Genomic DNA, 26,012 nt, shown 5'->3' with positions numbered 1-26,012 from the left:
ACAGTTACCACTCGTGCCTGCCATCATCGACAAGCTCCTCCGCATCGGCGAGGGCAAGATCCTCCGTGAGCTCGAGTCCGTCTCCAAGGCCGTCAACGCCATCGAGGACGACTTCGTCAAGATGACCGACGACGAGCTCCGCGGGATGACCGACGAGTTCCGTGAGCGGCTCGCCAACGGGGAGACCCTCGACGACATCATGCCGGAGGCCTTCGCCACCGTCCGCGAGGCGAGCAAGCGCGTGCTCGGCATGCGCCCCTTCGACGTGCAGGTCATGGGCGCCGCGGCCCTCCACCTCGGCAACATCGCCGAGATGAAGACCGGTGAGGGCAAGACGCTCGTCGCCGTGCTGCCGTCCTACCTCAACGCCCTCGCGGGCAAGGGCGTCCACGTCGTCACCGTCAACGACTACCTCGCCAAGTTCCAGTCCGAGCAGATGGGCCGCGTCCACCACTTCCTCGGCCTCACCACCGGCGTGATCCTGCCGTCGATGCGACCGGCCGAGCGCCGCGAGGCCTACGCCTGCGACATCACCTACGGCACCAACAACGAGCTCGGCTTCGACTACCTCCGCGACAACATGGCGGACTCGGTCGCCGAGTGCGTCCAGCGCGGCCACAACTTCGCGATCGTGGACGAGGTCGACTCGATCCTCATCGACGAGGCGCGCACCCCGCTGATCATCAGCGGACCGACCCAGGACGAGGTCAAGTGGTACGCCGAGTTCTCCAAGCTCACGCGCACCCTCGTCAAGGACGTCGATTACGAGGTCGACGAGAAGAAGCGCACCATCTCGGTGCTGGAGCCGGGCATCACCAAGGTCGAGGACCACCTCGGCATCGACAACCTCTACGACTCGGTCAACACCCCGCTGATCTCGTTCCTCAACAACTCCATCAAGGCCAAGGAGCTGTTCCGTAACGACAAGGAGTACGTCGTCATGGACGGCGAGGTGCTCATCGTCGACGAGCACACCGGCCGCATCCTCTCCGGACGCCGCTACAACGACGGTCTCCACCAGGCCATCGAGGCCAAGGAGGGCGTGACCGTCCGCGAGGAGTACCAGACCCTCGCCACGATCACCCTCCAGAACTACTTCCGCCTCTACGACAAGCTCTCCGGCATGACCGGTACGGCGATGACCGAGGCCTCGGAGTTCGACAAGATCTACAAGCTCGGCGTGGTCCCGATCCCGACCAACCGCCCGATGCAGCGCGTCGACAACGTCGACCTGGTCTACCGCACCGAGGAGGCCAAGTACGAGGCCGTCGCCGACGACATCGCCGAGCGCCACGAGAAGGGCCAGCCGATCCTGATCGGCACCGTCTCGGTCGAGAAGTCCGAGTACCTCTCGAACCTGCTCAAGAAGCGCGGCATCCCGCACACCGTCCTCAACGCCAAGCAGCACGCCGACGAGGCCAAGGTCGTCGCGCTCGCCGGCCACAAGGGCTCGGTCACCGTCGCCACCAACATGGCCGGTCGAGGCACCGACATCATGCTCGGTGGCTCGGTCGACTTCCTCGCCGACCAGGAGCTGCGCAAGCAGGGCCTCGACCCGGTCGAGACGCAGGAGGAGTACGACGCGGCCTGGCCCGCCATGGTCGAGCGGATCAAGGCGCAGGTCGCCGCCGAGCACGACGAGGTCCGCGAGCTCGGCGGCCTCTACGTCGTCGGCACCGAGCGCCACGAGTCGCGCCGCATCGACAACCAGCTCCGCGGTCGTTCCGGTCGTCAGGGCGACCCGGGCGAGTCCCGGTTCTACCTGTCGCTGCAGGACGAGATGATGCGCCTGTTCAAGTCGGAGTGGGTCGACCGCATCCTCACCGTCCTCAAGGTGCCCGACGACGTGCCCATCGACGCCAAGCGCGTCAGCAACGCCATCGCGGGCGCCCAGGCCAACATCGAGTCCCAGAACTTCGAGTCGCGCAAGAACGTGCTCAAGTACGACGACGTGATGAGCCGCCAGCGCGAGGTCATCTACGCCGAGCGCCGCCGGGTGCTCGAGGGCGCCGACCTCGGCGAGCAGATCCGCGGGTTCCTCGACGACGTGATCGCGGGCTACGTCCGCGGTGCGACCGAGGGCTACGCCGAGGACTGGGACCTCGACGGCCTGTTCACCGCCCTCAACCAGCTCTACCCGGTCGGCCTGACCAAGGAGGGTGTGGTCAAGGAGGCGGGCGGTGTCGAGGGCCTCAACCGCGAGAAGCTCATCGAGGACCTGCAGAAGGACGTGCAGGAGGCCTACGACCGCCGCGAGGACCAGATGGGCGAGGAGGTGCAGCGTGAGCTCGAGCGCCGCGTCGTCCTGTCCGTGCTCGACCGCAAGTGGCGCGAGCACCTCTACGAGATGGACTACCTCCGCGAGGGCATCTACCTGCGGGCGTACTCGCAGCGCGACCCGCTCGTCGAGTACCAGCGCGAGGGCTTCGACATGTTCGCCGCCATGATGGACGGCATCAAGGAGGAGTCGGTCGGCTTCCTCTTCAACCTCCAGGTCGAGGTCGAGGACGACGAGGACGAGGACGAGCAGGCCCAGCCGGTCGCCCCCCAGGTCTCCGCTGCCACCCCGCAGATCGACTTCGCGCAGGCGGCCGCCCACGCGCCGGGCGCCCAGCCGGAGCAGCACCAGCACACGCCCACGATCCGGGCCAAGGGCCTCGACAAGCCCAACCGCCCGCAGAACCTGTCCTACAGCGCGCCGTCCGAGGACGGCGAGGCCGAGGTCCACGCGGCACCGGGTGCGGAGAACGACCCGTTCGCCGGCGTCGGCCGCAACTCGCTGTGCCCCTGTGGCTCCGGGCAGAAGTTCAAGCGCTGCCACGGTGCCCCCGGCGGCGCCACCGGTCGCGCGACCATGGGCGGATAGCACCCCACGCTGGGCACTCACCCCCAGGTGATGGCCACGCACTGCCACCGGTCCCGCACGACCTCGAAGCGAGCGGCGACCGCGCGGGAGCGTCGGCCGTAGCGCACGTGCGCGCTGGCCTCGACCGCGTCGCTGCGGATCAGGGCGGTGCGTACGCCGACCACGACCGGCCGCGCCGGGTTGGGTCCCCGGACCCGGCCCGGCGCGAGCCCGGCGGCGGCGGTGACCGCCCGGGCGCGACCCGACAACGCATCGAAGACCTCCGGGACCGTGTGGCGCAGGAGCTGGGCGACCGGCCGGTCACCGGCGGCGATCTCGACCGCGGCCTGCAGGTAGCGGCCGACGAAGGCGTCGACCTGCTCCCGTGACTTCCGCTCGAGGTCGGCCAGGTCGCTCGCACGGGTGCTGCGAAGCCGAGGGCGCGGGGGAGCGGTGCGCGGGGTCAGGTCGAGGGCCAGCGCGCCCTGGACGCTGGCCATGCCGGCGCTCGGCCGGAGGACGATGACCTCGGCCTCGGCGGTGTCGGGTGTGCTCATCGTCGTTCTCCGTCCTGTTCGGTGTGGGTGTGGATCGGCAGGCGGAGCGCCTGGCCGGGGTGGATCAGGTCGGGGTCCTCGCCGACGACGTCACGGTTGAGGCGGCAGATCTCCCGCCACAGCGACTCGACGTCGGCGCCCGGCGCCGCGTGCGCCCGCGCGATGGACCACAACGAGTCACCGGACCGGACCACGTAGGTGTCGGCGGGCGTCCTATGGGCGGCAGCGGCGGCCGGGGCCGCTGCGACGGCGCGCTCCGGCAGCTGGAGCCCGGCGAGCACCGCGGCTCCCTCCCCGCTCGCGGCGTGCGCGGGCGCCGTCGTACCGGCGAGGACGGCAACGCCGCATGCGAGGAGCACCAGGCGGTGGGCGGCTCCTCCGCTCCTCGGCACGGAGCCCGTCGCCACCCCGGCGACCGTCACCGACGTCACGAGCCAGAGCCAGAGCAATGACAGCGCGAGGCCGGTCGCGCACGCCGCCACCAGCGCGTGGTCGACCCCTTGGGAGCCACTGGCGTCGGCGGCCGCGCGCCAGGCGCCGGGCACCTCCGCCGCCGCGGCAGCGGTCGCGGCCGTGACGCCGACCCAGACGGCGTACGGCCGCACGCGTCGAACGTTGCCCCGAGACATCGCGCAATCCTTTCGTTTGCGTACGTTTGCCTCATTCAACGAGCGTTCATCAAGGGTGTCAACGGATCCTCCACAGGGGATGCGGTCGTCGACGCAACCGACGGGGGGCGCACGACGTCTCCCGGGATGAAGGGGGACGAATGGCGACGAGGACCATGACGGCGCGCGCCCTGGTCAGGACGGCCGCCCCGCCCGCGACCGGCGCCACCCCCGGCACCGACCTCCCGGTGGCGGTCGGGCTCGACCTCTACGTCGGCGGGCAGCAGGTGCCCGGCCGGTGGTACACCTCAGCAGGTCGCGGCACGCACTGGGTCGCGCTGCGCGACGACCGCACGTGGTGGTGGGGCTACGACGCCGAGCCGCAGAGGATCGACGGACAGATCGACCAGTCGGTGGTCATCTCGCCCAGCGGTGGCTACACGGCCCACGTGCTCACCCAGCCTGACGAGGGCTGGATGCTGGTCGGGGCGGACACCGTCACCGACGACGGCCTGGTCGTCGCGGGCGGGCCGCGCTTCCAGTGGCTCTGGCGGCCACTGGTCGACAACATGACGGTCGACCTCGCCGAGACCGCGCCGGGGCAGGTGGTCGTCGGCAGCACGGACGCCGGCCTGGTCGTCAACGAGGGCCGGTACGACCGGACCGACAGCCAGCAGGGCTCGCCCTACCTCGCCACGATCGACAGCGACGGCACCCTCACCCGGCTCGGCCTGCTCCCGGCGCACGACGTGCTGGAGGCCGACGAGGAATGGATCGCCTACGTCCCGCCCGGGACGGTGGGCGGCGAGACGACGGGCTCGGTCGAGCTGCAGGTGCAGCGCCGCGACGGCTCGGACGCGGGCGTGCTCGACGCGCCCGAGGGATGGCAGTTCCTCGCCCCGGGCTTCCGCTGGGAGTCCCCGGGACGGCTGCTGGCCCGGCTCGTCTCCCTGACGGGCGAGAACGAGGGCCTGGCCCGGTGCCGACCCGACACGCAGACCTGCGAGGTGATCGACCCGGCTGGCTAGGCTCGCGCCCATGTCCTGGGAGCACGAGCTGTTCGCGCTGTTCGACGACCTCGAGGGTCAGGCAGCAGCGGCCTGGGAGGCCGACCGCGAGGCCGAGCTGGCCGACCGGGCTCGCGCCGAGTACGGCGCCGTCACGCTCGCCAGCCGGCTGATGGCCTCACGGGGCCGCGACGTCTCCCTCGACCTCCCGCACGTCGGCCGGATCGAGGGGCGGCTTGCCCGGGTGGGGGAGGAGTGGTGCCTGCTGGGCGCGACCGGGCAGGACTGGGTCGTGCCGCTGCGCGCGGTGACCGGCGTACGAGGAGCGAGCGAGCGGTCGGTGCCCGAGGTGGCGTGGTCCCCGGTCGACCGGCTGGGTCTGCGGGCTGCCCTGCGGCGCCTCGCCGACGCCGGTGCCCGGTGCCTCGTCCACCTGGCCGACGGCACCCGCCACGAGGCGTACGTCGAGCGGGTCGGCGCCGACTTCCTCGAGTGCCGCGCCACCTCGGGCGAGGTCTTCCTCGCTCCCTACGCCGGGCTGGTCGCCGTGCAGAGCCGCGACGACTGACGCGGGCCTCAGGTGGCCTCGACGTCGTAGGGCGGGACCTGGCCGTCGGGCAGGGCGGACTGCTGGGCCGCCTGGGCCTGCTCGCGGTCGACCTCGGCCATCGCCTCGGTGATGTGCTTGCGCACGATCGTGCGGGGGTCGAGGTCGCGCAGCTCGAGGTCGGCGTAGTCCGGACCGAGCTCGTTGCGGAGCTCGTCGCGCGCGTTGTGGGCCAGCCCGCGGGCACGGTGGAGCAGCTGGGCGGCCTGGCGCGCGAGGTCGGGCAGCTTGTCCGGACCCAGCACGACGACCGCCACGAGGGCGATCACGGCCAGCTCGAGGAGCCCGACGTCGAACATGCCTCAGAACCTACTGCCTGGCCGGAACCGTGATCGGACGTGGTCAGAACTTGCTGGACGGGGTGAGCCCGAGCTGCATCCCGGCGAGCCCGCGGCCGCGACCCGACAGCGTCTGGGCCACCCGGGTCAGCTCGCGCGCGGCAGGGGCGGAGGGGTCGGCCTCCACGATGGGCTTGCCCACGTCGCCACCCTCGCGGAGCGAGATGTCGAGCGGGATCCGGGCGAGCACCGGCACGTCGTAGCCGAACCGCTCGGAGAGGGTCTGGGCGACCCGGGCGCCGCCACCGGTGCCGAACACCTCGAGGCGGTGGTCGTCCTCGGGCGGGCAGTGCGGGCAGGGGAGGTAGCTCATGTTCTCGACCACGCCCACGACCCGCTGGTGCATCATCGAGGCCATGGTGCCGGCGCGCTCGGCGACCTCGGCGGCCGCCTCCTGCGGGGTGGTGACGACCACGACCTCCGCGCTCGGCAGGTGCTGGCCGAGCGAGATGGCCACGTCGCCGGTGCCCGGGGGCAGGTCGAGCAGGAGGGCGTCGAGGTCGCCCCAGTAGACGTCGGCCAGCATCTGCACCAGGGCGCGGTCGAGCATCGGCCCGCGCCAGGCGACGACCTGGTCGCGACGGGGCTTGAGCATGCCGATCGAGATGACCGAGACGCCGCTGGGCGTGGGCACCGGCATGATCAGGTCGTCGACCTGGGTCGGCCGGGTGTCGGCCACGCCGAGCATCGCCGGCACCGAGTGGCCGTAGATGTCGGCGTCGACGATGCCGACCTTGAGGCCCTGCGCGGCGAGCGAGAGGGCGAGGTTGACCGTGACCGACGACTTGCCGACGCCGCCCTTGCCGCTGGCGATGGCGTAGACCTTGGTCAGCGAGCCCGGCTGGGCGAACGGGATCTCGCGCTGGGCGCGACCGTCGCTGAGGATCTCCTTGAGTCCGGCACGCTGCTCGGCGGTCATCACGCCGAGGGTGAGGTCGATCGACGCGACTCCCGGGACCTTCGTCACGGCCGCGGTGACGTCGCGGTTGATGGTGTCCTTCAGCGGGCACCCGGCGACCGTGAGGAGCACGTGGACGGCGACCGAGCCGTCGTCGGCCACCTCGACGGTGTCGACCATCCCCAGCTCGGTGATCGGCCGCTTGATCTCGGGATCGTTGACGGTCGCCAGGGCGTCCATCACCTGCTGCTGCGTGGGGGTGCTCATGATGGAGAAGTCTACGAGCCACCCCGTGGGATCACGGTCCCGGCTCGTCCTCGGGCTCGCGGCGCGAGAGGTCCTCGATGTCGCCCAGCAGGCCCCGCAGCTCCGAGCGGAGGAAGTCGCGGGTGGCCACCTCGCCGACCGCCATCCGCAGGGAGGCGACCTCGCGGGCCAGGAACTCCATGTCGGCGTGGGCCCGGGCGTTGGCCTGGCGGTCCTGCTCGGCGACGACCTTGTCGCGCTGCTCCTGGCGGTTCTGGGCGAGCAGGATCAGGGGAGCGGCGTAGGACGCCTGGAGGCTGAGCATCAGGGTGAGGAAGATGAAGGGGAACTCGTCGAAGCGCAGGTCCGCGGGCGCCAGGACGTTCCAGCAGATCCAGGCGGCGACGAACATCGTCATCCAGAGCAGGAACTTCGCGGTGCCCATGTAGCGGGCGAACGACTCGGCGAAGACGCCGAACGCGTCGGCGTCCACGCTCGGGCGGCGCACGATCTGGCGGCGCGCGTCGCGCGGGGTGTCGAGGCGCGTACGACGGTCGGCGCTCACCGGTCACCCCCGACGGCGCGGCCGGTGATCGGACCGGGACGCGGCGCCCGGTCGCGCCAGCCCTCGGGCAGCATGTGGTCGAGCAGGTCGTCGACCGTCACCGCGCCGAGCAGACGACCCTCGTCGTCGACGACCGGCGCCGCCACCAGGTTGTAGGTGGCCAGGTGCGCCGCCACCTGGTCCATCGACGCGTCGGGGCGCAGCGGGTCCATCGACTCATCGAGCGCCGCGGCCACGAGGGTCGAGGGGGGCTCGCGCAGGAGCCGCTGGATGTGGGCGGCGCCCAGGAGCCGCCCGGTCGGCGTCTCGAGCGGCTGGCGGCAGACGTAGACGAGCGCCGCGAGCGCGGGCGTGAGCTCGGGGTTGCGCACGTGGGCGAGGGCGTCGGCGATGGTCGCGTCGGGGGAGAGGATCACCGGCTCGGGCGTCATCATCGCGCCGGCCGTGTCGTCGTCGTACGACATCAGGCGTCGCACGTCCTCGGCCTCGTCGGGCTCCATCAGGCCGAGCAGCGTGGCGGCGGTCTCGGGGTTGAGGTCGGCGATCAGGTCGGCGGCGTCGTCGGCCGACATCTCCTCGAGCACGTCGGCGGCGCGCTCGGAGTCGAGGTGCTCGAGGATCTCGACCTGGTCCTCCTCGGGGAGCTCCTCCAGCACGTCGGCGAGGCGCTCGTCGTCCAGTGCGGCGACGACGGCCGTGCGCCGCTCGGCCGGCAGGTCGTGGATCATGTTGGCCGCGTCGGCCGGGCGCATGTCGTTGAGCGCGGCGATGAGGTGGGTGGCGCCCTGCGTCGGCTCGTGCCTGGTCAGGCCGGTGACGTCGCGCCACTCCACGACGTGGGTCTGGCCGCGCCGCCGGAAGCCCTTGCTCGGCTCCTGCACGGCGATGCGCGACAGCACCCAGTCGCGGTTGCGCGCCTGCTCCATCGCCACGTCGTAGACCACGCCGGTCACGCCGGACTCGCGGATCGTCACGGTGCGGTCGAGCATCTGGCCCATCACGAGCGTCTCGGTCGAGCGCTGCTCGAAGCGGCGCATGTTGAGCAGGCCGGTCGTGTGCACCTGGCCGCTGTCGATGGCGGTGATCCGGGTCATCGGCACGAAGATCCGGCGTCGGCCGAACACCTCGGCGACCAGGCCGAGGACGCGTGGCTGGTTGGTCTCGGTGCGGATCGCGACCACGAGGTCGCGCACCTTGGCCACCTGGTCGCCCTGAGGGTCGAAGATCGGCAGCCCGACGAGCCGGGCCACGAAGACGCGGGTCGGGGGGGTGCTCACGCCCGCAACGTTAGCGTGCCGGGATCCTCCGCGAACCGCCTCCGCGCCGGATCCGTGGTGTACCCTGTCGTCGCACGAGTCACTTCTGTCACACGATCGGGCCCGGGCCGACACGTCGACGACGTGGGGGTGAGGGGTCACGGTCGGGTCACCTCGACGACGCCCTTCCCCGACATCTGTGAGGCCCCCTCCATGCCCGGCACGCTCGCTCTCACGCGCCCGTCCTCTGTCCGACGCCTCTGCGTCGTCGGCCTGACCCTCGCCACCGCCCTGCTCGTGGCTCCCGTCGCACCCGACTCGGGCCTCGCGCCTGCCTCGGCGGCCGAGCCCGCGGCCGCCCCCGTCACGGCCCGGTCGATGGAGGTCTCGCAGACGACCCCGGCGACCGGCTTCCGCGTGGGCAACTTCAACGTCCTCGGCGCCGACCACACCGCTCCCGGCGGCAAGCGGAAGGGCTGGGAGTCGGGCGTCGTCCGCATGGACCGCGTCGTCAGCCTGCTGCAGCAGCACACCCTCGACGTCGTGGGCTTCCAGGAGTTCCAGCCGCCGCAGGCGGCCCGGTTCGCGGAGCTGATGGGCACGTCGTGGCAGACCTACCCCGGCCTCAACAACCCGGCCGGTCCGTCGGTCAACTCGATCGGGTGGAGCACCGCCACGTGGACCCTGCTCGAGGCCCGCACCCTTCCCATCCCCTACTTCGACGGCGTCCCGAGCCGGATGCCGGCGGTGCTCCTGCAGAACGTCGACACCGGCCGCCGGGTGTGGTTCTTCAACACCCACAACCCCGCCGACGTGCGCGGTCCGGCCCAGGGCTACCGAGACGCCGGCTTCGCGATGGAGGTCGCCCTCGCCAACGAGCTGCGCGCGGCCTACCCCGACGCCCCCTTCATCTCGCTCGGTGACAAGAACGAGCGCGGCAGCTACTACTGCAAGGTCGCGCCCGGCGCCGGTCTCTGGTCGGCCAGCGGCGGCTACGTCGACGGAAGCACGTGCTCGCCGCCCGGCGGCGGTGCGATCGACTGGATCATGGGCACCAAGGACGCGTTCTTCAACGGTTACACGCGCGTCTGGAACGACTACGTGTCGAAGACCAGCGACCACCCGCTCTACACCGCCAACGTCGTCGTCCCGGCCTCCGCGCCGGTCGGCGTCGACCACGTCGTGGTGGTCGCCGTGCCCGGCCTGACCGCGGCCGCCGCGGGCGGTTCGAGCGCCCCCGGCGAGGCCACCCGCATGGCCGCCAACGGCGCCTCGACGAGGAACGCGCGCACCGTCACCGAGAGCACGCAGGCCGACGCCAACCTGATGTCGCTGCTCACCGGGCGCCGGGTGTTCCCCAAGCGCGGCGGCCACGGCGTCGGCTCGGAGAAGAAGCTCCCGTCGACCGTCCACGACTCGGCCGGCCAGTACGTCTCCAGCCTGTTCGACCTCGCGCACAACAACTCCGGGCGCACGATGTTCGCCTCCAGCCGCAAGGAGACCCGGCTCGTCCTCACGAGCTGGAACCGCAAGAACGGCGGCAAGGACCCCTACGGCGTCGACGACGGCACCGCCAAGATCGACCGGTTCAAGATGATGCGCGACGACTCGCGCAGCGTCGGCTGGTGGCGCGACACCATCGCCCGCAAGCCCGCCGACCTCAGCGTCATCGAGCTCTCCGGCGTCCTGAAGTCGGGGCTCCAGGACGGGTTCAAGGGCGCCACCTACCAGAAGTCGGTCCGCAAGGCGTTCCAGAAGGTCGCCGGCATCCGTCGCAGCATCGCCAAGTCGCCCGAGATGAACGGCACCACGCTGCTGATCGTCACCGGCACCGGCGGTGCGCAGAAGTCGCGCGGCTCGTCGCGCACCTGGGCGAAGAGCTACAAGGTGCCGATGTGGGTGACCGGACCCGGTGTCCCGGCCGGCAGCGACCTCTACGGGCTGAACCCGTCGTTCGCCTCGCCCGGCAAGCAGCAGCCCGGCTACTCCGGCACCCAGCCGATCCGGGTGGGCGACCTGACCAACCTCGTGACCCGCTCGCTGGGCGTCCCGCCGGTGCCCGCGTCCTCCATGGACCCGGAGCAGCGGTTCCAGGTCTTCGACCCGATCCTGGTGCCCGGGTCCTGATCCGCGAAGTTTGGGCCTGTGTGACGGCGCCCGGTTAGGCTTGCGGCTCCGAGCCGTCCACGCCCGGCGTGGAGCCGCGCACCGGGGCCGTCGGCTCACACCCCCACAGAAGGTGGCCGTGGAGCACAAGGACCCCGAGACGACGAGCAGCGCGCGCAGCCCGCGTCGCTCGCGCGTCGAGCTGTGGGCCCCGTTCCTCGTGGTCGCCGTGGTCGCGGCCGTGGTGTGGGCGTCGTTCTGGTCGGACTCGGCGGTCGACGACGTCGCCGGCGAGCGGTCGAGCCCCTCGCGGGCCACCGCCGCCTCCGACCTCGCGGGCGAGTCGGACGGGCCGGACGGTGCGGGCGACGAGGATGGAACGGGGGACCCGTCGGGCTCGGCCGGTGCCGAGCCCGAGCACGTGGAGCCCGAGCAGCTCGAGGAGTCCGTACGCCGCTTCCGTGCCGCCCAGCGCCGGCTCGCCGCCCGCGTCTCCCGCCAGGTCGAGGAGGTCGAGCGCCGTACCCAGCCGTTCGAGTTCCAGGTGGCGAGCTACAACGTCCTCGGCGACTCGCACACCGGGCCGGGAGGCAACAAGCCCGGCTTCCCCGACGGCGGACCACGCATGGACATGTCCATCGCCGCCCTTCGCAACAACGGCATCGACGTCGTGGGGTTCCAGGAGTTCGAGCAGAGCCAGCACGGCATGTTCACGTCGCGGGCGGGGGAGTACTCGCTCTACCCGGGCATGGCGCTGGGCAACAAGTCCGTGCGCTTCAACATCGCGTGGCGCTCCGACGTCTTCCAGCTGGTGGAGGCCCACACGATCTCGATCCCCTACGCCGGCGGCAGCCGCATCGCGATGCCGGTCGTCCTCCTCGAGTCCATCAGCACCGGTCGTCGCGCGTGGTTCGCGAACTTCCACAACCCCGCCGACACCCCCAACCTCGGCAACAACGCGCGCTGGCGTGCGGAGGCGGCGGCCATCGAGGTCGCCCACCTCACCGAGCTGCACCAGGCCGACGGCGTCCCGGTCATCGCGACCGGCGACTACAACGAGCGTGCCGAGATCTTCTGCCGGTTCACCGCCGGCGGCGTCTTCAGCGCCGCCGCGGGCGGCAGCTCCGCCGGCGGCTGCGCGCCCCCGCCGAGCATGCAGGTCGACTGGATCTTCGGCTCGACCGGCGTCGCCTTCTCCGGCTACGCCGTCACCGGCACGGGCCAGGCCTCCGACCACGCCATGGTGCACGCGACGGCGACCCTCACCGGTGACGACGGCGACACGACCGGTGACGCCGACGGCGACGCCGGCGACGAGTAGCCGCTGAGGTCCCGGGCCGGTCGCTCGGTATAGTCCGCCGCGTGAGGTCCCTGAGCCAGCTGCGGCGTCCCGGCGCGCTGGAGGTCCTCCGGATCGACGCCGCGGGCCTGCTGGTCGCCGACGCCCGCGAGCAGCTCGTGGACGTGGCCTTCGACGGCCGCCGCATCTGGTCCTTCTGGCTGCTGCGCGACGGCGAGCGGGGCGACGACGGGGTCACCCTGACCTGGCCCAAGCCGCTGCGCCCGTTCCTGGACGGCGTCACCGAGGTGACGCTGAGCGACCCCGGCACCGACACCGTGCTGTTCTCCCGCACGGTGCAGTTCGGGGACCGTCCGGACCGGATCGAGGTCGTCAACCCGGCCGGGCGCCCGCTCAGCCTCGACAAGTCCCTCAAGCTCGTCGAGACCTTCGACACGCGCGACGCCGCGCAGGTCGAGCCGCTGCTCGACGCGATCGAGGAGGTCCTCGGCGCACTGCGGCAGGTCGGGCTCGACGCCTTCCTCGCCTACGGCACCGCACTCGGTGCCATCCGCGACGGCGGCCTCATCGGCCACGACAGCGACGCCGACCTCGGCTACGTCAGCACCTACGACCACCCGGTCGACGTGATCCGTGAGTCGTTCCGCATCCAGCGCGCGCTCACCGACATGGGCTACCGCGTCACGCGCTACAGCGCCATCGCACTGAAGGTGCACGTCCTCGAGAGCGACGGCCTCGACCGCGGCCTCGACGTCTTCGGCGGGTTCATGCGCGACGGCACCCTCTACCTCATGGGCGAGATCGCCGTCCCCTTCCGGCGCGAGTGGATCTACCCGCTCGGGACGGCGTCGCTCGAGGGTCGGGAGTTCCCGGTCCCCGCCGACACCGACAAGTTCCTCACCGCCACCTACGGCCCGCGGTGGCGCGTGCCCGACCCGGCCTACAAGTTCACCACCCCCGCGAGCACCATCGAGCTCTTCAACGGCTGGTTCCGCGGGATGCGCACCGGCCGCGCCGGGTGGCACGCCTACCACAAGCGCACGGCGCACCACGCCGCGTCGGTCTCGGCCGTGGCCCGGGCGGTCGCCGAGCGCCACCCCGACCTGGCGACGTACGTCGACATCGGCTGCGGTCGCGGCACCGACGTCGCCTGGTTCGCCGACCGCGGCGTCACCGCGATCGGCCTGGACTTCCAGCCCTACGCCTACGACGCCGAGGCGCAGCGCCGGGCCGACGACCCGCGCGTGACCTTCCAGCTCTTCAACCTCCTCGAGCTGCGCCACGTCCTCGCCGTCCCCGCCTGGATCGCCCGCATGCCCGGCCCGCGCGCCGTCGGCTGCGTCCACGTCGTGGAGCGGCTCGGACGCCGCGGGCGGCTCAACATGCTGCGCTCCGCCCGCATGGTCCTCGCCGGGACCGACGGCACCCTGCACCTGCAGTTCCTCAGCGAGAAGGGGCGCGACGGCTACGCTCGCCGCACCGGCGCCCGCAAGCCCCTCGACCCGGCGGTCGTCGCGGCCGAGGTCGAGGAGTCGGGTGGCCGGATCCTGGAGCAGGTCCGCGAGCACGTCTCGGACGCCCCCGGCAGCTCGCAGGTGTGCCGCATGATCATCGACTGGAACGCGTGAGGTGGGAGCAGACATGTTCGGACTGGGCAATCGGAAGGGGCACCGCTCCGGCCCTGCGGCGGACGGCGACCTCGAGAAGCGCGTCGCGGCGCTGGAGGAGGCGGTCCAGGAGAACCGCGCCCTCAACGTGCGGCTGGCCGAGCTCACCGACGTCGTGACCGAGCTGCTGCTGCCCGTGGCGGCCCGCGACGAGGAGAGGCTGGAGGAGCTGCTCGGGAAGTACCGCGGGGACTTCTCTTGAGCCCTGGCCCACGCGGGAGCGGCGGCCCCCGCCGGGTGTTCCTGCACGTGGGGCTGCCCAAGACCGGTACGACGTACCTCCAGCAGGTCGTCTGGGCCAACCGTGACCGCCTGCGGTCGTCGGGGGTGTTCGTCCCCGGGTTCGGCCACCGCGAGCACCTCTGGGCGGCCCTCGACCTGCAGGAGCGACCGCGGCTCGCGCGGCGGCACCCGGACGCGCCCGGCGCATGGCGGCGGCTCGTCGACGAGTCCCGCGCCCAGTCCGGCGACGTGCTGATCACCCACGAGTTCCTCTGCGGGGCGAGCGCCGAGCAGGCGTCCCGGGCGATCGCCGACTTCCCGGACGACGAGGTGCACCTGGTCGTCACCGCCCGCGACGCCGCCAGCGTCGTCTCGGCCGGCTGGCAGGAGTCGGTGAAGAACGGCAGCACCGTCGACCTCGACTCGGTCATGGCCGGCAAGGCGGCGGGCGGGCCGGAGTTCAGCATGCGCACCTGGGACCTGGCCGGCGTCCTCGAGCGCTGGACCCCTGACCTCCCGGCGGACCGGGTGCACGTCCTGGTGATGCCCGGTGCGGGGGAGGCTCGCGACCTGCACTGGCGCCACTTCGCCGAGGTGCTCGGCATCGACCCCGACGCGTTCGCCGCACCCTCCGACGCGGTCAACCCGGCGCTCGGGATCGTCCAGATCGAGACCCTGCGACTGGTCAACAAGCACCTGCCGCCGTACTCGGCCCAGGAGCGCGGCGTGTGGATCCGCGGCTACCTCGCGGAGGACCTGCTCGCCCGGCAGCCGCGGGAGCGCGGCGGCCTGCCGGAGCAGTACCGCGCGCGGTTCGCCGAGCTGGACCGGGCCGCGACCGAGCTGATCGTCGACCGCGGCTTCCATGTGCTGGGCGACCTGTCGGCACTCTCGGCGGACCGCCAGGGCGCCGCCGGGCGTGAGCCCGACACGGTCACGACCGCCGAGCTGCTCGAATCGGCGTCGCGACTCGTCGCTGATATCGTGGCGGACGTCCGCGCGAGCACAGGTGATGTGCCGCCACGTCGGGGGAATTCCTGATCCGGGCGCCTCGTGTGCCACGTAGGAGTCTTTGTGCGTTCCAAGTTCGTTGCCCTGTTCGCTGCCTGTGGGCTGATGGCCTCGCTGGCCGCGCCCTTCTCGCTGGCCGCCTCCGCTGCGCCCGCGCCGACCTCGGGCGCGGCTGTGGCCGCATCGTCGGCCCCGCTGACGGCACCCGCCGCGCGCAAGCCCGGCAAGCCCAACAAGAAGTGGAAGGTGCCGGTCGGGCCGAAGTTCAACAACCCGATGGTTCCCGCCAAGCGCTTCGTCATCGAGCGCCACGTCCTGCGAGCGATCCGCAACACGCCCAAGGGCGAGAAGATCACCATCTCGGCCTACTCCCTCGACCGGCAGGTCTTCGCCGACGAGCTGATCCGTGCCCGCAAGCGCGGCGTCCGGGTGCAGGTCCTGCTCAACGACCACCTGGTCCCCGGCGCCCAGGTGCGGATCCAGAAGGTGCTCGGGCACAACACCAAGAAGAAGAACTTCCTCAAGCGGTGCGTGTCCGGCTGCCGGGCCGACGAGAACGAGTACAACAACCTGCACAGCAAGTTCTACCTGTTCAGCCGCACCGGCAAGAACCGCAACGTCGTCATGCTCGGCTCCTACAACATGACGCTCAACGCCGTGCGCTGGCAGTGGAACGACCTCTGGACCACCGTCGGCAAGAAGACCCTCTACAACGAGTTCCAGACCCTCTTCCGCGACATGAAGCCCGACTGGGACAAGCGCCGCGCCTCCTACAACTTCTGCGAGAACGGTCGCGACTGCCCCAACGGCGACATGCAGAAGTACCACACCATCGTCTTCCCGAAGTACACGACGCCGAGCAACGACGCCGTGCTCGACATCCTCAACAACATCTCGTGCGTCTACACCGACGCGGCGGGCGTGCAGCGGCGCACCCAGCTCGCGCTGTCGATGCACTCGATGCGCGGCAAGCGCGGCAACTACATCGCCGACAAGCTGCGCGAGCTCTACGCCGCGGGGTGCAACCTGCGCGTCAACTACGGTCTGATGGGCTTCCACACCAAGCAGCACATCGGCGCCCCGACCGATCGCGGTCGCGTGCCGCTGCGCTCCACGGGCTTCAACCTCAAGGACGACGTCCCGACCGGTGACCCCGAGATCGACAACATGCCGGAGAACATCGAGCGCTACACGCACCACAAGTACTTCGTGCTGCGCGGCATGTACAAGGGCGTCGACAGCCGCATGGTGTGGACCGGCTCGACCAACTGGTCCAGCCTCGGCACCCCGCAGGACGAGATCCTCTTCGCCATGCACGGCCGCGGCGTGGTCCGCGACTACATGAAGAACTTCAACCTGATGTGGAAGAAGCCCTACAGCCGCGACGCCTACACCACGACGTACTCGTCCTGGAGGACGGTCAACGGCCGCCGGGTCGGCGTCGGCCCGATGCAGACGGTCGAGCCCGACGGGCTCAAGGCCGGCGGCCCGACCTGGGAGAACGACTGACGATCGGGTCGGGGCCGCTCGGGGCCGGTCAGCCCTCCTGCTCGCCGGCCTCGTCGGCGGGCAGGAGCGTCTCGGCGAGACCGCGGACGGTCTCGAGGTCAGGGCCCTGCAGCACGACGGTGCTGCCCTTGAGGTCGTGCGCGAGCACGGTGGCGCCCTCGTGGTCCCACGCGGACCACGAGCCGGTGCCCCACGCCGAGAGGTCGACGTCGTCGGCAGGCGTCAGGTCGGGCTGGTCGGACAGCACGTCGTCGCTCGTGCCGGGCAGCTGGTCGAGGACCACGTCACCGGTCGGCGCCGTGAACTCCATGCGCCACCACTGCGGCTCGGGCTGGTAGCCGCCGCCCACCGTCGTCCATCCCTCCGGGAGGGTGGACGGGACCATCGTGATGAGCTCGTCGCTCGTGGCCTGCAGGGCCGCCTTCTTGTACGACGGCTCGACGGCGGGCTCGGTGCCGAAGTCGACGGGGTCCACCGGCGTGGCGCTGGGCGTGTCTGTCGTCTCCGAGGGCGTGTTGGAGGCCGAGCTCTCCGACGACGGGTCGACGCCGGTGTCAGGGGCGTCGTCCCCGCACGCTGCGAGGAGCAGGACGAGGGAGGCTCCGAGGGCTGGTCCGATCGCACGGGTTGCTCGCATGCGCTCCAGTCTCTCACGCGCACCACGCGCATCCGCGGTGTGACGACCGTCTCGGCTCGTGACCCTGCCCAGGGTGAACGTCCGCTAACTAGACTCCGAGCGATCCAGCCGCGAGCGCACAGGAGCCACCACATGCCCCGCCTCTGCCAGACCGATGGCCTCTCCGAGGACCAGTCCGAGATCCTGAAGGCCGTGCGGCAGTTCGTGGACGAGCAGATCATCCCGGTCGCCCAGGAGCTCGAGCACGCCGACGAGTACCCGACCGAGATCATCGAGGGCCTCAAGGAGCTCGGGGTCTTCGGGCTGACCATCCCCGAGGAGTTCGGCGGCCTCGGCGAGTCGCTGCTGACGTACGCGCTGGTGGTCGAGGAGATCGCCCGCGGGTGGATGAGCGTCTCCGGCGTGATCAACACCCACTTCATCGTGGCCTACATGCTGATCCAGCACGGCACCGACGAGCAGAAGCAGAAGTACCTCCCGAAGATGGCCACCGGCGAGGTGCGCGGCGCGTTCTCGATGTCCGAGCCGGGCCTGGGCTCCGACGTGTCCGCGGTGTCGACCAAGGCGACCAGGCAGGACGACGGGTCGTACTCGATCACGGGCCAGAAGATGTGGCTGACCAACGGCGCCACCTCCACCCTGGTCGCGGTCCTGACCAAGACCGACGAGGGTGCCGACTCGGTCTACAAGAACATGACGACGTTCCTCGTGGAGAAGGAGGCCGGCTTCGGCGAGACCGCCCAGGGCGTCACCGTGCCGGGCAAGATCGACAAGATGGGCTACAAGGGCGTCGAGACGACCGAGCTCATCCTCGAAGGACATGTCATCGCCGCCGAGCAGGTCCTCGGCGGGGAGCCCGGCAAGGGGTTCTTCCAGATGATGGACGGCGTCGAGGTCGGCCGCGTCAACGTCGCCGCCCGCGCCTGCGGGCTGGCGTGGCGCGGGTTCGAGCTCGCCATCGCCTACGCCCAGCAGCGCAAGACCTTCGGCAAGCCGATCGCCGAGCACCAGGCGGTGCTGTTCCGGATCGCGGAGATGGCCACCAAGGTCGAGGTCGCCCACACCATGATGGTCAAGGCCGCCCGCCTGAAGGACACCGGCCAGCGGATGGACGTCGAGGCCGGGATGGCCAAGATGGTCGCGAGTGAGTACGCCAACGAGGTCGTCGAGGACTCCTTCCGCATCCACGGCGGCTACGGCTACTCCAAGGAGTACGAGATCGAGCGCCTCATGCGCGAGGTGAAGTTCATGCTCATCGGCGAGGGCACCTCCGACATCCAGAAGATGATCATCGGCCGCAGCCTGCTCAAGGACTACCAGCTGCGCTGAGCGGGCAGGATCAGCCCGGCCGTCATCGGCCGGCCGTCGCCTCGGCCTCCGCCGCGGCGTCGGCCGCCGCCAGCGCCTCGCTGGCTGCCTCGACGACGTCGGGGGAGAGGACGTGCTCGATCGCCAGGGCCGAGGCCCCCAGCACGGCCGCCTCGCCGCCGGCGCGAGACGTCACGATGCGCAGGTGCTCGGTCGCCAGGGGGAGCGAGCGGTGGTAGACCGACTCGCGGATCCCGGCGAGCAGGTGCTCGCCCGCGCCGGCGACCTGGCCGCCGATGACGACCACCGACGGGTTGATCAGGTTGACCATGGTGGCGACGACCTCGCCGATGTCGCGGCCGGCCTGGCGCACGACGCCCATGGCGACCCGGCTGCCCGACCGCACGAGCTCGACCACGTCGCCGCCGTTCTCGGCCTGCTCGCCCTGCGCACGCACCGCTGCTGCCAGGGCGGGACCCGCCGCGACGGCCTCGAGGCACCCGGAGTTCCCGCACCGGCACGGCACGTCGTCGGCGCCCGGGACGCGGACGTGCCCGAGGTCGCCCGCCGTGCCCTGGGCGCCCCGCTGGAGGATGCCGCCGGACACGATGCCGGCGCCGATGCCTGTCGCGACCTTGATGAGGACGAGGTCGTCCACGTCACGCAGGTGCCGACGGCGCTCGCCCAGCGCCATGATGTTCACGTCGTTGTCGACGAGCACCGGCACGGGGTACTTCTCCTGGAGGTAGGCGGGCACGTCGAAGCGGTCCCAGCCGGGCATGATCGGCGGGTTGATGGGTCGTCCCGTGGAGTGCTCCACGGGCCCGGGGAGCCCGATGCCGATGGCGGCGAGGTCCTCGACGGGACGCTCGCTGGTCTCGAGGAGGTCGCGCACCGACTCCACCACCCAGGACAGGACGGCCTCGGGGCCGTCGGCGACGGCGATCTGCGCGTCGACCTCGCCGAGGATCGAGCCGTTGAGGTCGGTGAGGGCCGCACTCGCGTGGGTCGCGCCGACGTCGACGCCCACCACGAGCTTGGCGGTGGGGTTGAGGGCGAAGAGGGCCGGAGGACGGCCACCCGTGGACCGCGCACCGCCGAAGGGGGCGACCAGGCCGAGGCGCATCAACGTGTCGATGCGGGCCGTGATCGTCGACCGGGCCAGGCCCGTCGCCTCGGCCAGCTGGGCGCGTGTCCAGGGCCTTCCGTCACGGAGGAGATCGAAAAGCTCGCCGGTTCGCACGAGCGGAGTCAAGCACATGCATGACTTTGCACGCCAGAGGTAACACTTTTGGCAGGCGCTCGACAAAAGCCCGTGACGCGTGCCACAGTGTCGCCGTGCCTCCGAACACCCCCACGAACAACGCGGTTGAGAACGCCCTCGTCGCCACCGGGATGACGAAGAGCTTCTTCGGCAACACCGTGCTGGACGGCCTCGACCTGACCCTGCGCGCCGGCGAGGTCCACGGCCTCGTCGGTGAGAACGGCGCCGGCAAGTCGACGCTCATGAAGATGCTCGCCGGCGTCTACACCCCCGACAGCGGCACGATCGTCGTCGGTGGCGACGAGGTGTCGTTCAGCCACCCGGTCCAGGCGCAGCGCGCCGGCGTGTCCACCGTCTTCCAGGAGTTCAACCTCCTCCTCGAGCGCACCATCGCCGAGAACATCTGGCTCGGTCGCGAGCCACGTCGCTTCCCGGGCGGACCGGTCGACACCGGTCGGATGCGCCGCGACACGGAGGAGCTGCTGACCGGGCTCGGCGTGTCCGGCCTCAAGGCCACCACCCTCGTGCGCAGCCTGTCGGTCGCCGAGCAGCAGATCGTCGAGATCGCCAAGGCGGTGAGCTTCGACGCCAAGGTCATCCAGATGGACGAGCCCACGGCCGCCCTCGCCGACCACGAGGTCGAGCTGCTGTACTCCATCATCGAGCGGCTCACCGAGCGCGGCGTCGCGATCGTCTACGTCTCCCACCGGCTGAAGGAGATCTTCCACCTCTGCCGGACGATCACCATCCTCAAGGACGGCCAGCACGTCGCGACCCGACCGGCCGCGGAGCTGACCGAGGCCGAGCTCGTCCGCCTCATGGTCGGGCGCCCCCTGACCACCTACTTCCCCGAGAAGCCCGTGGACGTGGAGGTCGGTGAGGTCCGCCTGGCCCTGTCGGGCGTCGGCAACGGCTACGTCGACGACATCGGCCTCGACGTCCGCGCCGGTGAGATCGTCGGCATCGCCGGTCTGCAGGGATCCGGTCGCACCGAGCTGCTCGAGACGGTCTTCGGGGTGCACCCCGTGTCGCGCGGCTCCATCACCCTCGACGGTGCGCCGCTCGAGGTCAGCAGCCCGCGCCAGGGCGTGCGCGCCCGCCTCGCCTTCATCACCGAGGACCGCAAGGCCAAGGGGCTGGCGCTCAACCAGTCGATCCTCGACAACGCCCTCGGCGTGGTCCGCTCGGTGTTCCCGCGCCGCACCTCGCAGGCCCGGCGCGACATGCCCGGTGTCCTGTCCAACCTCGAGGTCTCGGCCGCGAGCCTCAGCCAGGAGGTGCAGTTCCTCTCCGGCGGCAACCAGCAGAAGGTCGTGCTGGCTCGCTGGCTCAGCATCGACCCGCTCGTGGTGCTGATGGACGAGCCGACCCGCGGCATCGACGTGGGCGCCAAGCACCGCGTCTACGAGCTGATGCGTGAGCTGACCCGGCAGGGCGTCGCCGTGCTGATGGTCTCCAGCGAGCTGCCCGAGGTGATCGGCATGTCCGACCGCATCCTGGTGATGCGCGACGGCCGCCTCGCCGGCGAGCTCCCGGCCGGCGCCAGTGAAGAGGCCGTGCTCGCCATGGCCACCGGAGCAACGAGCGAGGACGCGGCATGAGTGCCACCACCGACCACACGCCGGACCAGACCCCGGACGCCCCCGCCGAGTCGCAGGAATCCGTCCGCCGACGCCGCGCCGCGCGGCCCAAGGGCGCCCGCCAGCAGCTCAGCTCCACCGCCCTCATCTACCTCGTGCTGGTCGGCGTCGTGGCCGCGTCGGCCGTGCTGACCGGCATCGAGGGCCGCAACTTCTTCAGCCAGGGCAACGTGTGGGCCGTCCTGACGGCGATGAGTGTCCTCGGCCTGATCGCCATCGGGCAGACCCTCGTCATCCTCGTCGGCAGCCTCGACCTGTCCGTGCCCTACGTCGTGAGCCTGGCGACGGTGATCGCCGCAGGCGGCATGAAGGGCCTCGACTCCAACCTGTCGGCCGCGCTCGTCAACACCCTCGGGCTGTGCGCGCTGATCGGCCTCGCGATGGGCCTGCTCGTCGGCGTGCTGCACGTCCACGGCTTCATCGCCAGCCTCGGTGTCGGCCTCATCGTCAGCGGCTACCTCGGCACCAACTACCAGGGCAGCCACGGAGACGCCTCGCCGGCGCTGGAGCTGCTCGGTCGCAGCGGCATCGGCGGCATCATCCCCACGGCCTTCATCATCCTGCTGGTGTGCGCGGCGCTGGTGACGCTGCTGCTGCGCTACACCAGGCTGGGCCACCACCTCTACGCCATCGGCGGCAACCAGGACGTCGCCCGGATGTCCGGCGTGCGCACCACCGTGCCGGTCGTGGCCGCCCACGTGCTGTGCTCGGTCCTGGCCGGCCTCGCCGCCCTGCTGCTGCTGTCCCGCACCGGTGTGGGCCTGCCCACCATCGGCTCGCAGGGACGCTACGACCTGCTCTCCATCGCCGCCGTCGTGCTCGGTGGCACGCTCCTCTCCGGCGGCAAGGGCAGCGTGATCGGCACCATCGGCGGCGTCGCGATCTTCGCCGTGCTCGACAACGTCATGGGCGTCATGCAGGTCAACCCGTTCCTCAAGGACTTCGTCCGCGGCCTCGTGATCGTCCTCGCCGTCGCGGTCTACGCCCGTCGCAGCGTCGTACGCCGCCCACCACGCTTCGGTGGCACCGGCGCCGCCCTGACCGTCCCGCTCACCAAGAAGGGGGAGTCCGCATGAGCACCACCGCCTCGACCCCGACCACCACGCGTGCCCTCCCGCTCACCGAGGGATCGCTGCCCCAGCGGCTCCTGCGCGGGGCGCTGACACCCGGCGGCGCGGTCTTCATCCTCGTCGCGGTGCTCTTCGTCGCGGTCGTCGCCGCGAACCCGTCGTTCGGCGAGCCGCCGCAGCTGATCCGCTTCATCGGCCGCACCGCGCCGATCGTGATCGCCGCCATGGGCCAGTACTACGTCATCGTCTCGGGAGAGTTCGACCTCTCCATGGGCGCGGTGATCGCCACCCAGGTGGTCATCGCCGGCAACTTCATCGGCCAGGACGAGGGCCGCGTGCTCCCCGCGCTGGCGCTGATGCTGCTCATCGGCGCAGCGGTCGGACTGGTCAACGGACTGGCGACCACGCTGCTGCGGGTGCCGAGCTTCATCGTCACCCTCGGCACGATGCTCGCCCTCGGTGGTCTCGTGCGCTACATGACGGGCGGCGCGGCCACCGGCAACCCGGTCGACAGCTTCCGCGAGATCGGCCGCGGCACGATCGAGGACGTGCCCGTCATCGAGGTGCTGCCCTACTCGGTCGTCATCCTCCTGGCCATGATGGCGGCGGGCGTGTGGCTGATGCGCTCGCCGTTCGGCCGCACGATCATCGCGACGGGCGACAACCCCGACGCCGCCGGTCTCGCGGGCGCCCACGTCTGGTGGGTCAAGACGCGGGCCTTCATGCTCTCGTCGCTCTCGGCCACCGTCGCCGGCATCCTGCTCGTCGGCTACGCCGGCGTGCACCCCTCGGTCGGCGCGGGCTACGAGTTCCAGGCGATCACCGCCGTCGTCCTGGGCGGCGTCGTCCTCGGCGGCGGTCGCGGCTGGCTGCTCTCCGCAGCGGCGGGCGCCTTCGCGCTCGAGCTGCTCTTCTCCTTCCTCAACTTCCAGGAGGTCGAATCCACCTGGAGGCCGACGGTGCAGGGGCTGATCATCATCCTCGCCGTCGCCGCTGCCGGTCGCGCCTGGTCCTTCGGCCGCCGGCCCTCTCGGACGACACAACCAGCAGCACCTGCACCATCACCCACCCCTGCCCGCCCGGGCACTGAAACAGGAGAAAACTGATGCGCAGAACGATCCATCGCGCGCCGATCGCCGTGGCCTCTGCACTGCTGCTCGGGGTGGTCGCCACCGCCTGCAGCACCGAGGACCCGACGGACAGCGGCTCCGACAGCAGCTCGGAGACCTCTGAGTCGCCCGAGGCCGAGGAGAGCCCCGAGGAGGGCGGCGAGCAGGAGTGGTTCGACCAGGCGGTCTACGACGAGCAGTACGAGCAGCGCTCGGCGACGTTCGAGGGCGACCCCGAGAAGCCCTACCTGCAGTACATCGACGGCGAGATGACCGACACGTCGGAGTACAAGTCCAACAAGCCCGGCAAGGCGTGCTTCGCCAACGCCTCGATCGGCAACCCGTGGCGCCAGACCGGCTGGATCACCATGAACCAGCAGCTCAAGGAGATGCAGGACGAGGGCGTCATCTCCGAGATGGAGACCCGCGACGCCGGTGACGACGACAACACCCAGATCGCCGACATCGACTACTTCATCTCCGAGGGCAACTGCGACGCCTTCATCATCTCGCCCAACTCGACCGCCGCGATGACGGACGCCGTCGAGCGTGCGTGCGAGACCGGCAAGCCGGTCATCGTGTTCGACCGCGGTGTCAACACCGACTGCGCCACCTCGTTCATCCACCCGATCGGTGGCTTCGCGTGGGGCATCGACACCGCCGAGTTCCTCGTCGACAACCTCGAGGAGGGCGACAAGGTCGTCGCGCTGCGCATCCTGCCCGGCGTCGACGTGCTCGAGCAGCGCTGGGCCGCCGCCGAGAAGATCTTCGACGAGAACGGGATCGAGGCGGTCGACTTCTTCACCGGCGCCGACCCGACCGAGATCAAGACCTTCATCACCGACGAGCTCAACAAGGGCGAGATCCAGGGCGTCTGGATGGACGCCGGTGACGGTGCCGTCGCCGCCATCGAGGCCTTCGAGGACTTCGGCGCCGACCTGCCGGTCATGACCGGTGAGGACGAGATGAGCTTCCTGCGCAAGTGGGAGGAGACCGGCCTGACCGGTCTGGCCCCCGTCTACTCCAACTTCCAGTGGCGCACCCCGCTCCTCGCGCTGCAGAAGATCTGGGCCGGCGAGGAGGTCCCGAAGGAGTGGGTGCTCCCGCAGACCCCGATCACCGAGGACGAGCGCGCGGACTTCATCGAGGCCAACGACGGCATGCCCGACGGCCACTACGCCAAGTTCGGCGGCGAGGACCTCGTCGGCTACCCCGAGGTCTGGCAGGAGCGCCAGATCCCCTGATCGGGCACCCAGACTGATCCGGACGTGATCTGATCCACCCGTCGGTGGGCCGGGCCCTCCCGGCCCACCGACACCCGTCCCCGCACCACCCAGAAACCCCAGGCACTCCACCAGTCCCGGAAGGACCGCTCCATGCGAGAGATCGGCGTCAACACGTGGGTCTGGACCTCCCCGCTCACCGACGCGGGCGTGGCCGACCTGCTGCGACGGATCGCCGGCATGGGCTTCGACGCCGTCGAGCTCCCGCTGGAGAACGCCGGCGACCTCACCGTCCCCGTCGTGTCCGAGGTGCTCGCCGAGACCGGCCTGACGCCGTGCGTCGTCGGCGCGATGGCGCCGGGGCGTGACCTCATCGACGCCTCCTGCGTCGACGCCACCCAGGACTACCTCCGCGCCTGCATCGACTTCGCCGCCGGCATCGGCGCGCGCTCGGTGTGCGGTCCGTTCTACGCCTCCACCGGCCGCGTCTGGCGGATGGACGCCGACGAGCGGCAGGCGGCCTACGACGACCTCCGCACGCGCCTCGCGCCGGTGGTCGACCACGCGGTCGCCCGGGGCGTGCGCCTCGGGATCGAGCCGCTCAACCGCTACGAGACCTCCCTGGTCAACACCGTCGACCAGGCCCTGACCGCCCTCGAGCCGCTGCTCGGCGAGGGCCTGGGCCTGGCCCTGGACAGCTACCACCTCAACATCGAGGAGCGGTCCAGCGCGGACGCCGTGCGTGCCGCAGGTCAGCACCTGGCGCACGTCCAGGTCTGCGGCAGCGACCGCGGCGCGCCCGGTGGCGACCAGACGGACTGGAAGGCGCTGGTGGGGGCCCTCGACGAGGTCGGCTACGACGGCCCCCTCGTCATCGAGAGCTTCACCGCAGACAACGCCTCCATCGCCACGGCCGCCTCCATCTGGCGTCCGCTGGCAGCCACCCAGGACGAGCTCGCCCGAGACGGCTTGTCCTTCCTCCGGTCCCTCGCCTGAGCGACCGTCCCCGCAAGTCAGGA

At 71.0% G+C, this 26,012-nt stretch carries 23 protein-coding genes; 15 read left to right on the top strand and 8 right to left on the bottom strand.

Annotated elements, in window-relative coordinates:
• Window positions 1-13 precede the first annotated feature (13 nt).
• The gene (gene secA / locus AC3A3L_RS02025) at window positions 14-2,866 is read left to right on the top strand and encodes a preprotein translocase subunit SecA (RefSeq protein WP_487638365.1); all 2,853 of its coding nucleotides are present in this window, start codon (window positions 14-16) and stop codon (window positions 2,864-2,866) included.
• A 17-nt stretch (window positions 2,867-2,883) separates the two neighbouring features.
• On the opposite strand, the gene AC3A3L_RS02020 is transcribed toward secA, so the two are convergent.
• Entirely contained in the window at window positions 2,884-3,402 is a 519-nt protein-coding gene (locus AC3A3L_RS02020; RefSeq protein WP_487638364.1) for an Rv3235 family protein, read from the bottom strand.
• Entirely contained in the window at window positions 3,399-4,031 is a 633-nt protein-coding gene (locus AC3A3L_RS02015; RefSeq protein ID WP_487638363.1) for a LysM peptidoglycan-binding domain-containing protein, read from the bottom strand. The genes AC3A3L_RS02020 and AC3A3L_RS02015 overlap by 4 nt, the downstream gene beginning before the upstream one ends.
• A 140-nt stretch (window positions 4,032-4,171) precedes the next feature.
• Here AC3A3L_RS02015 and AC3A3L_RS02010 point away from each other — a divergent pair, with 140 nt between their 5' ends.
• Both AC3A3L_RS02010 and AC3A3L_RS02005 read left to right on the top strand, forming a co-directional pair.
• Entirely contained in the window at window positions 4,172-5,038 is an 867-nt protein-coding gene (locus AC3A3L_RS02010) for a hypothetical protein (RefSeq protein WP_487638362.1), read from the top strand.
• 10 nt (window positions 5,039-5,048) lie between these two features.
• Window positions 5,049-5,585: a hypothetical protein gene (locus tag AC3A3L_RS02005; protein WP_487638361.1), complete on the top strand. Its 537-nt coding sequence runs from the start codon at window positions 5,049-5,051 to the stop codon at window positions 5,583-5,585.
• 8 nt (window positions 5,586-5,593) lie between these two features.
• Here the strand turns inward: AC3A3L_RS02005 and AC3A3L_RS02000 are convergent, their stop codons facing one another.
• The 4 genes from AC3A3L_RS02000 to AC3A3L_RS01985 are packed head-to-tail and all read right to left on the bottom strand — an operon-like array spanning window position 5,594 to window position 8,948.
• Complete coding sequence (locus AC3A3L_RS02000; RefSeq protein ID WP_487638360.1) at window positions 5,594-5,923, bottom strand: sec-independent translocase; 330 nt, start codon at window positions 5,921-5,923, stop codon at window positions 5,594-5,596.
• A 43-nt stretch (window positions 5,924-5,966) separates the two neighbouring features.
• Complete coding sequence (locus AC3A3L_RS01995) at window positions 5,967-7,127, bottom strand: Mrp/NBP35 family ATP-binding protein (RefSeq protein ID WP_487638359.1); 1,161 nt, start codon at window positions 7,125-7,127, stop codon at window positions 5,967-5,969.
• Between the two features lie 31 nt (window positions 7,128-7,158).
• A complete protein-coding gene (locus AC3A3L_RS01990) occupies window positions 7,159-7,671 on the bottom strand; it encodes a DUF1003 domain-containing protein (RefSeq protein WP_487638358.1) in 513 nt (170 codons plus the stop codon).
• Window positions 7,668-8,948: a magnesium transporter MgtE N-terminal domain-containing protein gene (locus tag AC3A3L_RS01985; protein ID WP_487638357.1), complete on the bottom strand. Its 1,281-nt coding sequence runs from the start codon at window positions 8,946-8,948 to the stop codon at window positions 7,668-7,670. The genes AC3A3L_RS01990 and AC3A3L_RS01985 overlap by 4 nt, the downstream gene beginning before the upstream one ends.
• 192 nt (window positions 8,949-9,140) lie before the next feature.
• On the opposite strand from AC3A3L_RS01985, the gene AC3A3L_RS01980 reads away from it, so the two are divergent.
• From AC3A3L_RS01980 to AC3A3L_RS01955, 6 genes are all read left to right on the top strand, one after another.
• Window positions 9,141-11,054 carry an endonuclease/exonuclease/phosphatase family protein gene (locus tag AC3A3L_RS01980; protein ID WP_487638356.1) on the top strand — a complete coding sequence of 638 codons (1,914 nt, stop codon included), beginning with the start codon at window positions 9,141-9,143 and terminating at the stop codon, window positions 11,052-11,054.
• A 118-nt stretch (window positions 11,055-11,172) separates the two neighbouring features.
• Complete coding sequence (locus AC3A3L_RS01975) at window positions 11,173-12,354, top strand: endonuclease/exonuclease/phosphatase family protein (protein WP_487638355.1); 1,182 nt, start codon at window positions 11,173-11,175, stop codon at window positions 12,352-12,354.
• A 41-nt stretch (window positions 12,355-12,395) separates the two neighbouring features.
• Window positions 12,396-13,961, top strand: a complete 1,566-nt coding sequence (locus AC3A3L_RS01970) for a LicD family protein (RefSeq protein ID WP_487638354.1) — start codon at window positions 12,396-12,398, stop codon at window positions 13,959-13,961.
• A 13-nt stretch (window positions 13,962-13,974) separates the two neighbouring features.
• On the top strand, window positions 13,975-14,202 hold the full coding sequence (locus AC3A3L_RS01965; protein WP_487638353.1) for a DUF6752 domain-containing protein: 228 nt from the start codon (window positions 13,975-13,977) through the stop codon (window positions 14,200-14,202).
• A 47-nt stretch (window positions 14,203-14,249) separates the two neighbouring features.
• Window positions 14,250-15,263: a hypothetical protein gene (locus tag AC3A3L_RS01960; RefSeq protein WP_487638352.1), complete on the top strand. Its 1,014-nt coding sequence runs from the start codon at window positions 14,250-14,252 to the stop codon at window positions 15,261-15,263.
• 33 nt (window positions 15,264-15,296) lie between these two features.
• Complete coding sequence (locus tag AC3A3L_RS01955; RefSeq protein ID WP_487638351.1) at window positions 15,297-16,742, top strand: phospholipase D-like domain-containing protein; 1,446 nt, start codon at window positions 15,297-15,299, stop codon at window positions 16,740-16,742.
• A gap of 28 nt (window positions 16,743-16,770) precedes the next feature.
• Here AC3A3L_RS01955 and AC3A3L_RS01950 read toward each other — a convergent pair whose 3' ends face one another.
• Complete coding sequence (locus tag AC3A3L_RS01950) at window positions 16,771-17,379, bottom strand: hypothetical protein (protein WP_487638350.1); 609 nt, start codon at window positions 17,377-17,379, stop codon at window positions 16,771-16,773.
• 132 nt (window positions 17,380-17,511) lie between these two features.
• Here AC3A3L_RS01950 and AC3A3L_RS01945 point away from each other — a divergent pair, with 132 nt between their 5' ends.
• Window positions 17,512-18,708 carry an acyl-CoA dehydrogenase family protein gene (locus AC3A3L_RS01945; RefSeq protein ID WP_487638349.1) on the top strand — a complete coding sequence of 399 codons (1,197 nt, stop codon included), beginning with the start codon at window positions 17,512-17,514 and terminating at the stop codon, window positions 18,706-18,708.
• A 22-nt stretch (window positions 18,709-18,730) separates the two neighbouring features.
• On the opposite strand, the gene AC3A3L_RS01940 is transcribed toward AC3A3L_RS01945, so the two are convergent.
• Entirely contained in the window at window positions 18,731-19,948 is a 1,218-nt protein-coding gene (locus tag AC3A3L_RS01940; RefSeq protein WP_487638348.1) for an ROK family transcriptional regulator, read from the bottom strand.
• A gap of 77 nt (window positions 19,949-20,025) precedes the next feature.
• On the opposite strand from AC3A3L_RS01940, the gene AC3A3L_RS01935 reads away from it, so the two are divergent.
• The 5 genes from AC3A3L_RS01935 (at window position 20,026) to AC3A3L_RS01915 (ending at window position 25,989) form a co-directional block, all read left to right on the top strand.
• On the top strand, window positions 20,026-21,552 hold the full coding sequence (locus AC3A3L_RS01935) for a sugar ABC transporter ATP-binding protein (protein ID WP_487638347.1): 1,527 nt from the start codon (window positions 20,026-20,028) through the stop codon (window positions 21,550-21,552).
• Window positions 21,549-22,667, top strand: a complete 1,119-nt coding sequence (locus tag AC3A3L_RS01930; protein WP_487638346.1) for an ABC transporter permease — start codon at window positions 21,549-21,551, stop codon at window positions 22,665-22,667. Before AC3A3L_RS01935 ends, AC3A3L_RS01930 begins: the two co-directional genes overlap by 4 nt.
• Entirely contained in the window at window positions 22,664-23,767 is a 1,104-nt protein-coding gene (locus tag AC3A3L_RS01925; RefSeq protein WP_487638345.1) for an ABC transporter permease, read from the top strand. The genes AC3A3L_RS01930 and AC3A3L_RS01925 overlap by 4 nt, the downstream gene beginning before the upstream one ends.
• Window positions 23,767-25,014 carry a substrate-binding domain-containing protein gene (locus AC3A3L_RS01920; RefSeq protein WP_487638344.1) on the top strand — a complete coding sequence of 416 codons (1,248 nt, stop codon included), beginning with the start codon at window positions 23,767-23,769 and terminating at the stop codon, window positions 25,012-25,014. Before AC3A3L_RS01925 ends, AC3A3L_RS01920 begins: the two co-directional genes overlap by 1 nt.
• A gap of 132 nt (window positions 25,015-25,146) precedes the next feature.
• Complete coding sequence (locus tag AC3A3L_RS01915) at window positions 25,147-25,989, top strand: sugar phosphate isomerase/epimerase family protein (RefSeq protein ID WP_487638343.1); 843 nt, start codon at window positions 25,147-25,149, stop codon at window positions 25,987-25,989.
• The last annotated feature ends 23 nt before the right edge of the window (window positions 25,990-26,012 follow it).

The sequence above is a fragment of the Nocardioides sp. Soil_C_8 genome (genome assembly GCF_057656315.1).
The sequence above is the reverse complement of the archived record's forward strand: the minus strand, read 5'-3'. Positions and strand labels throughout refer to the sequence as shown.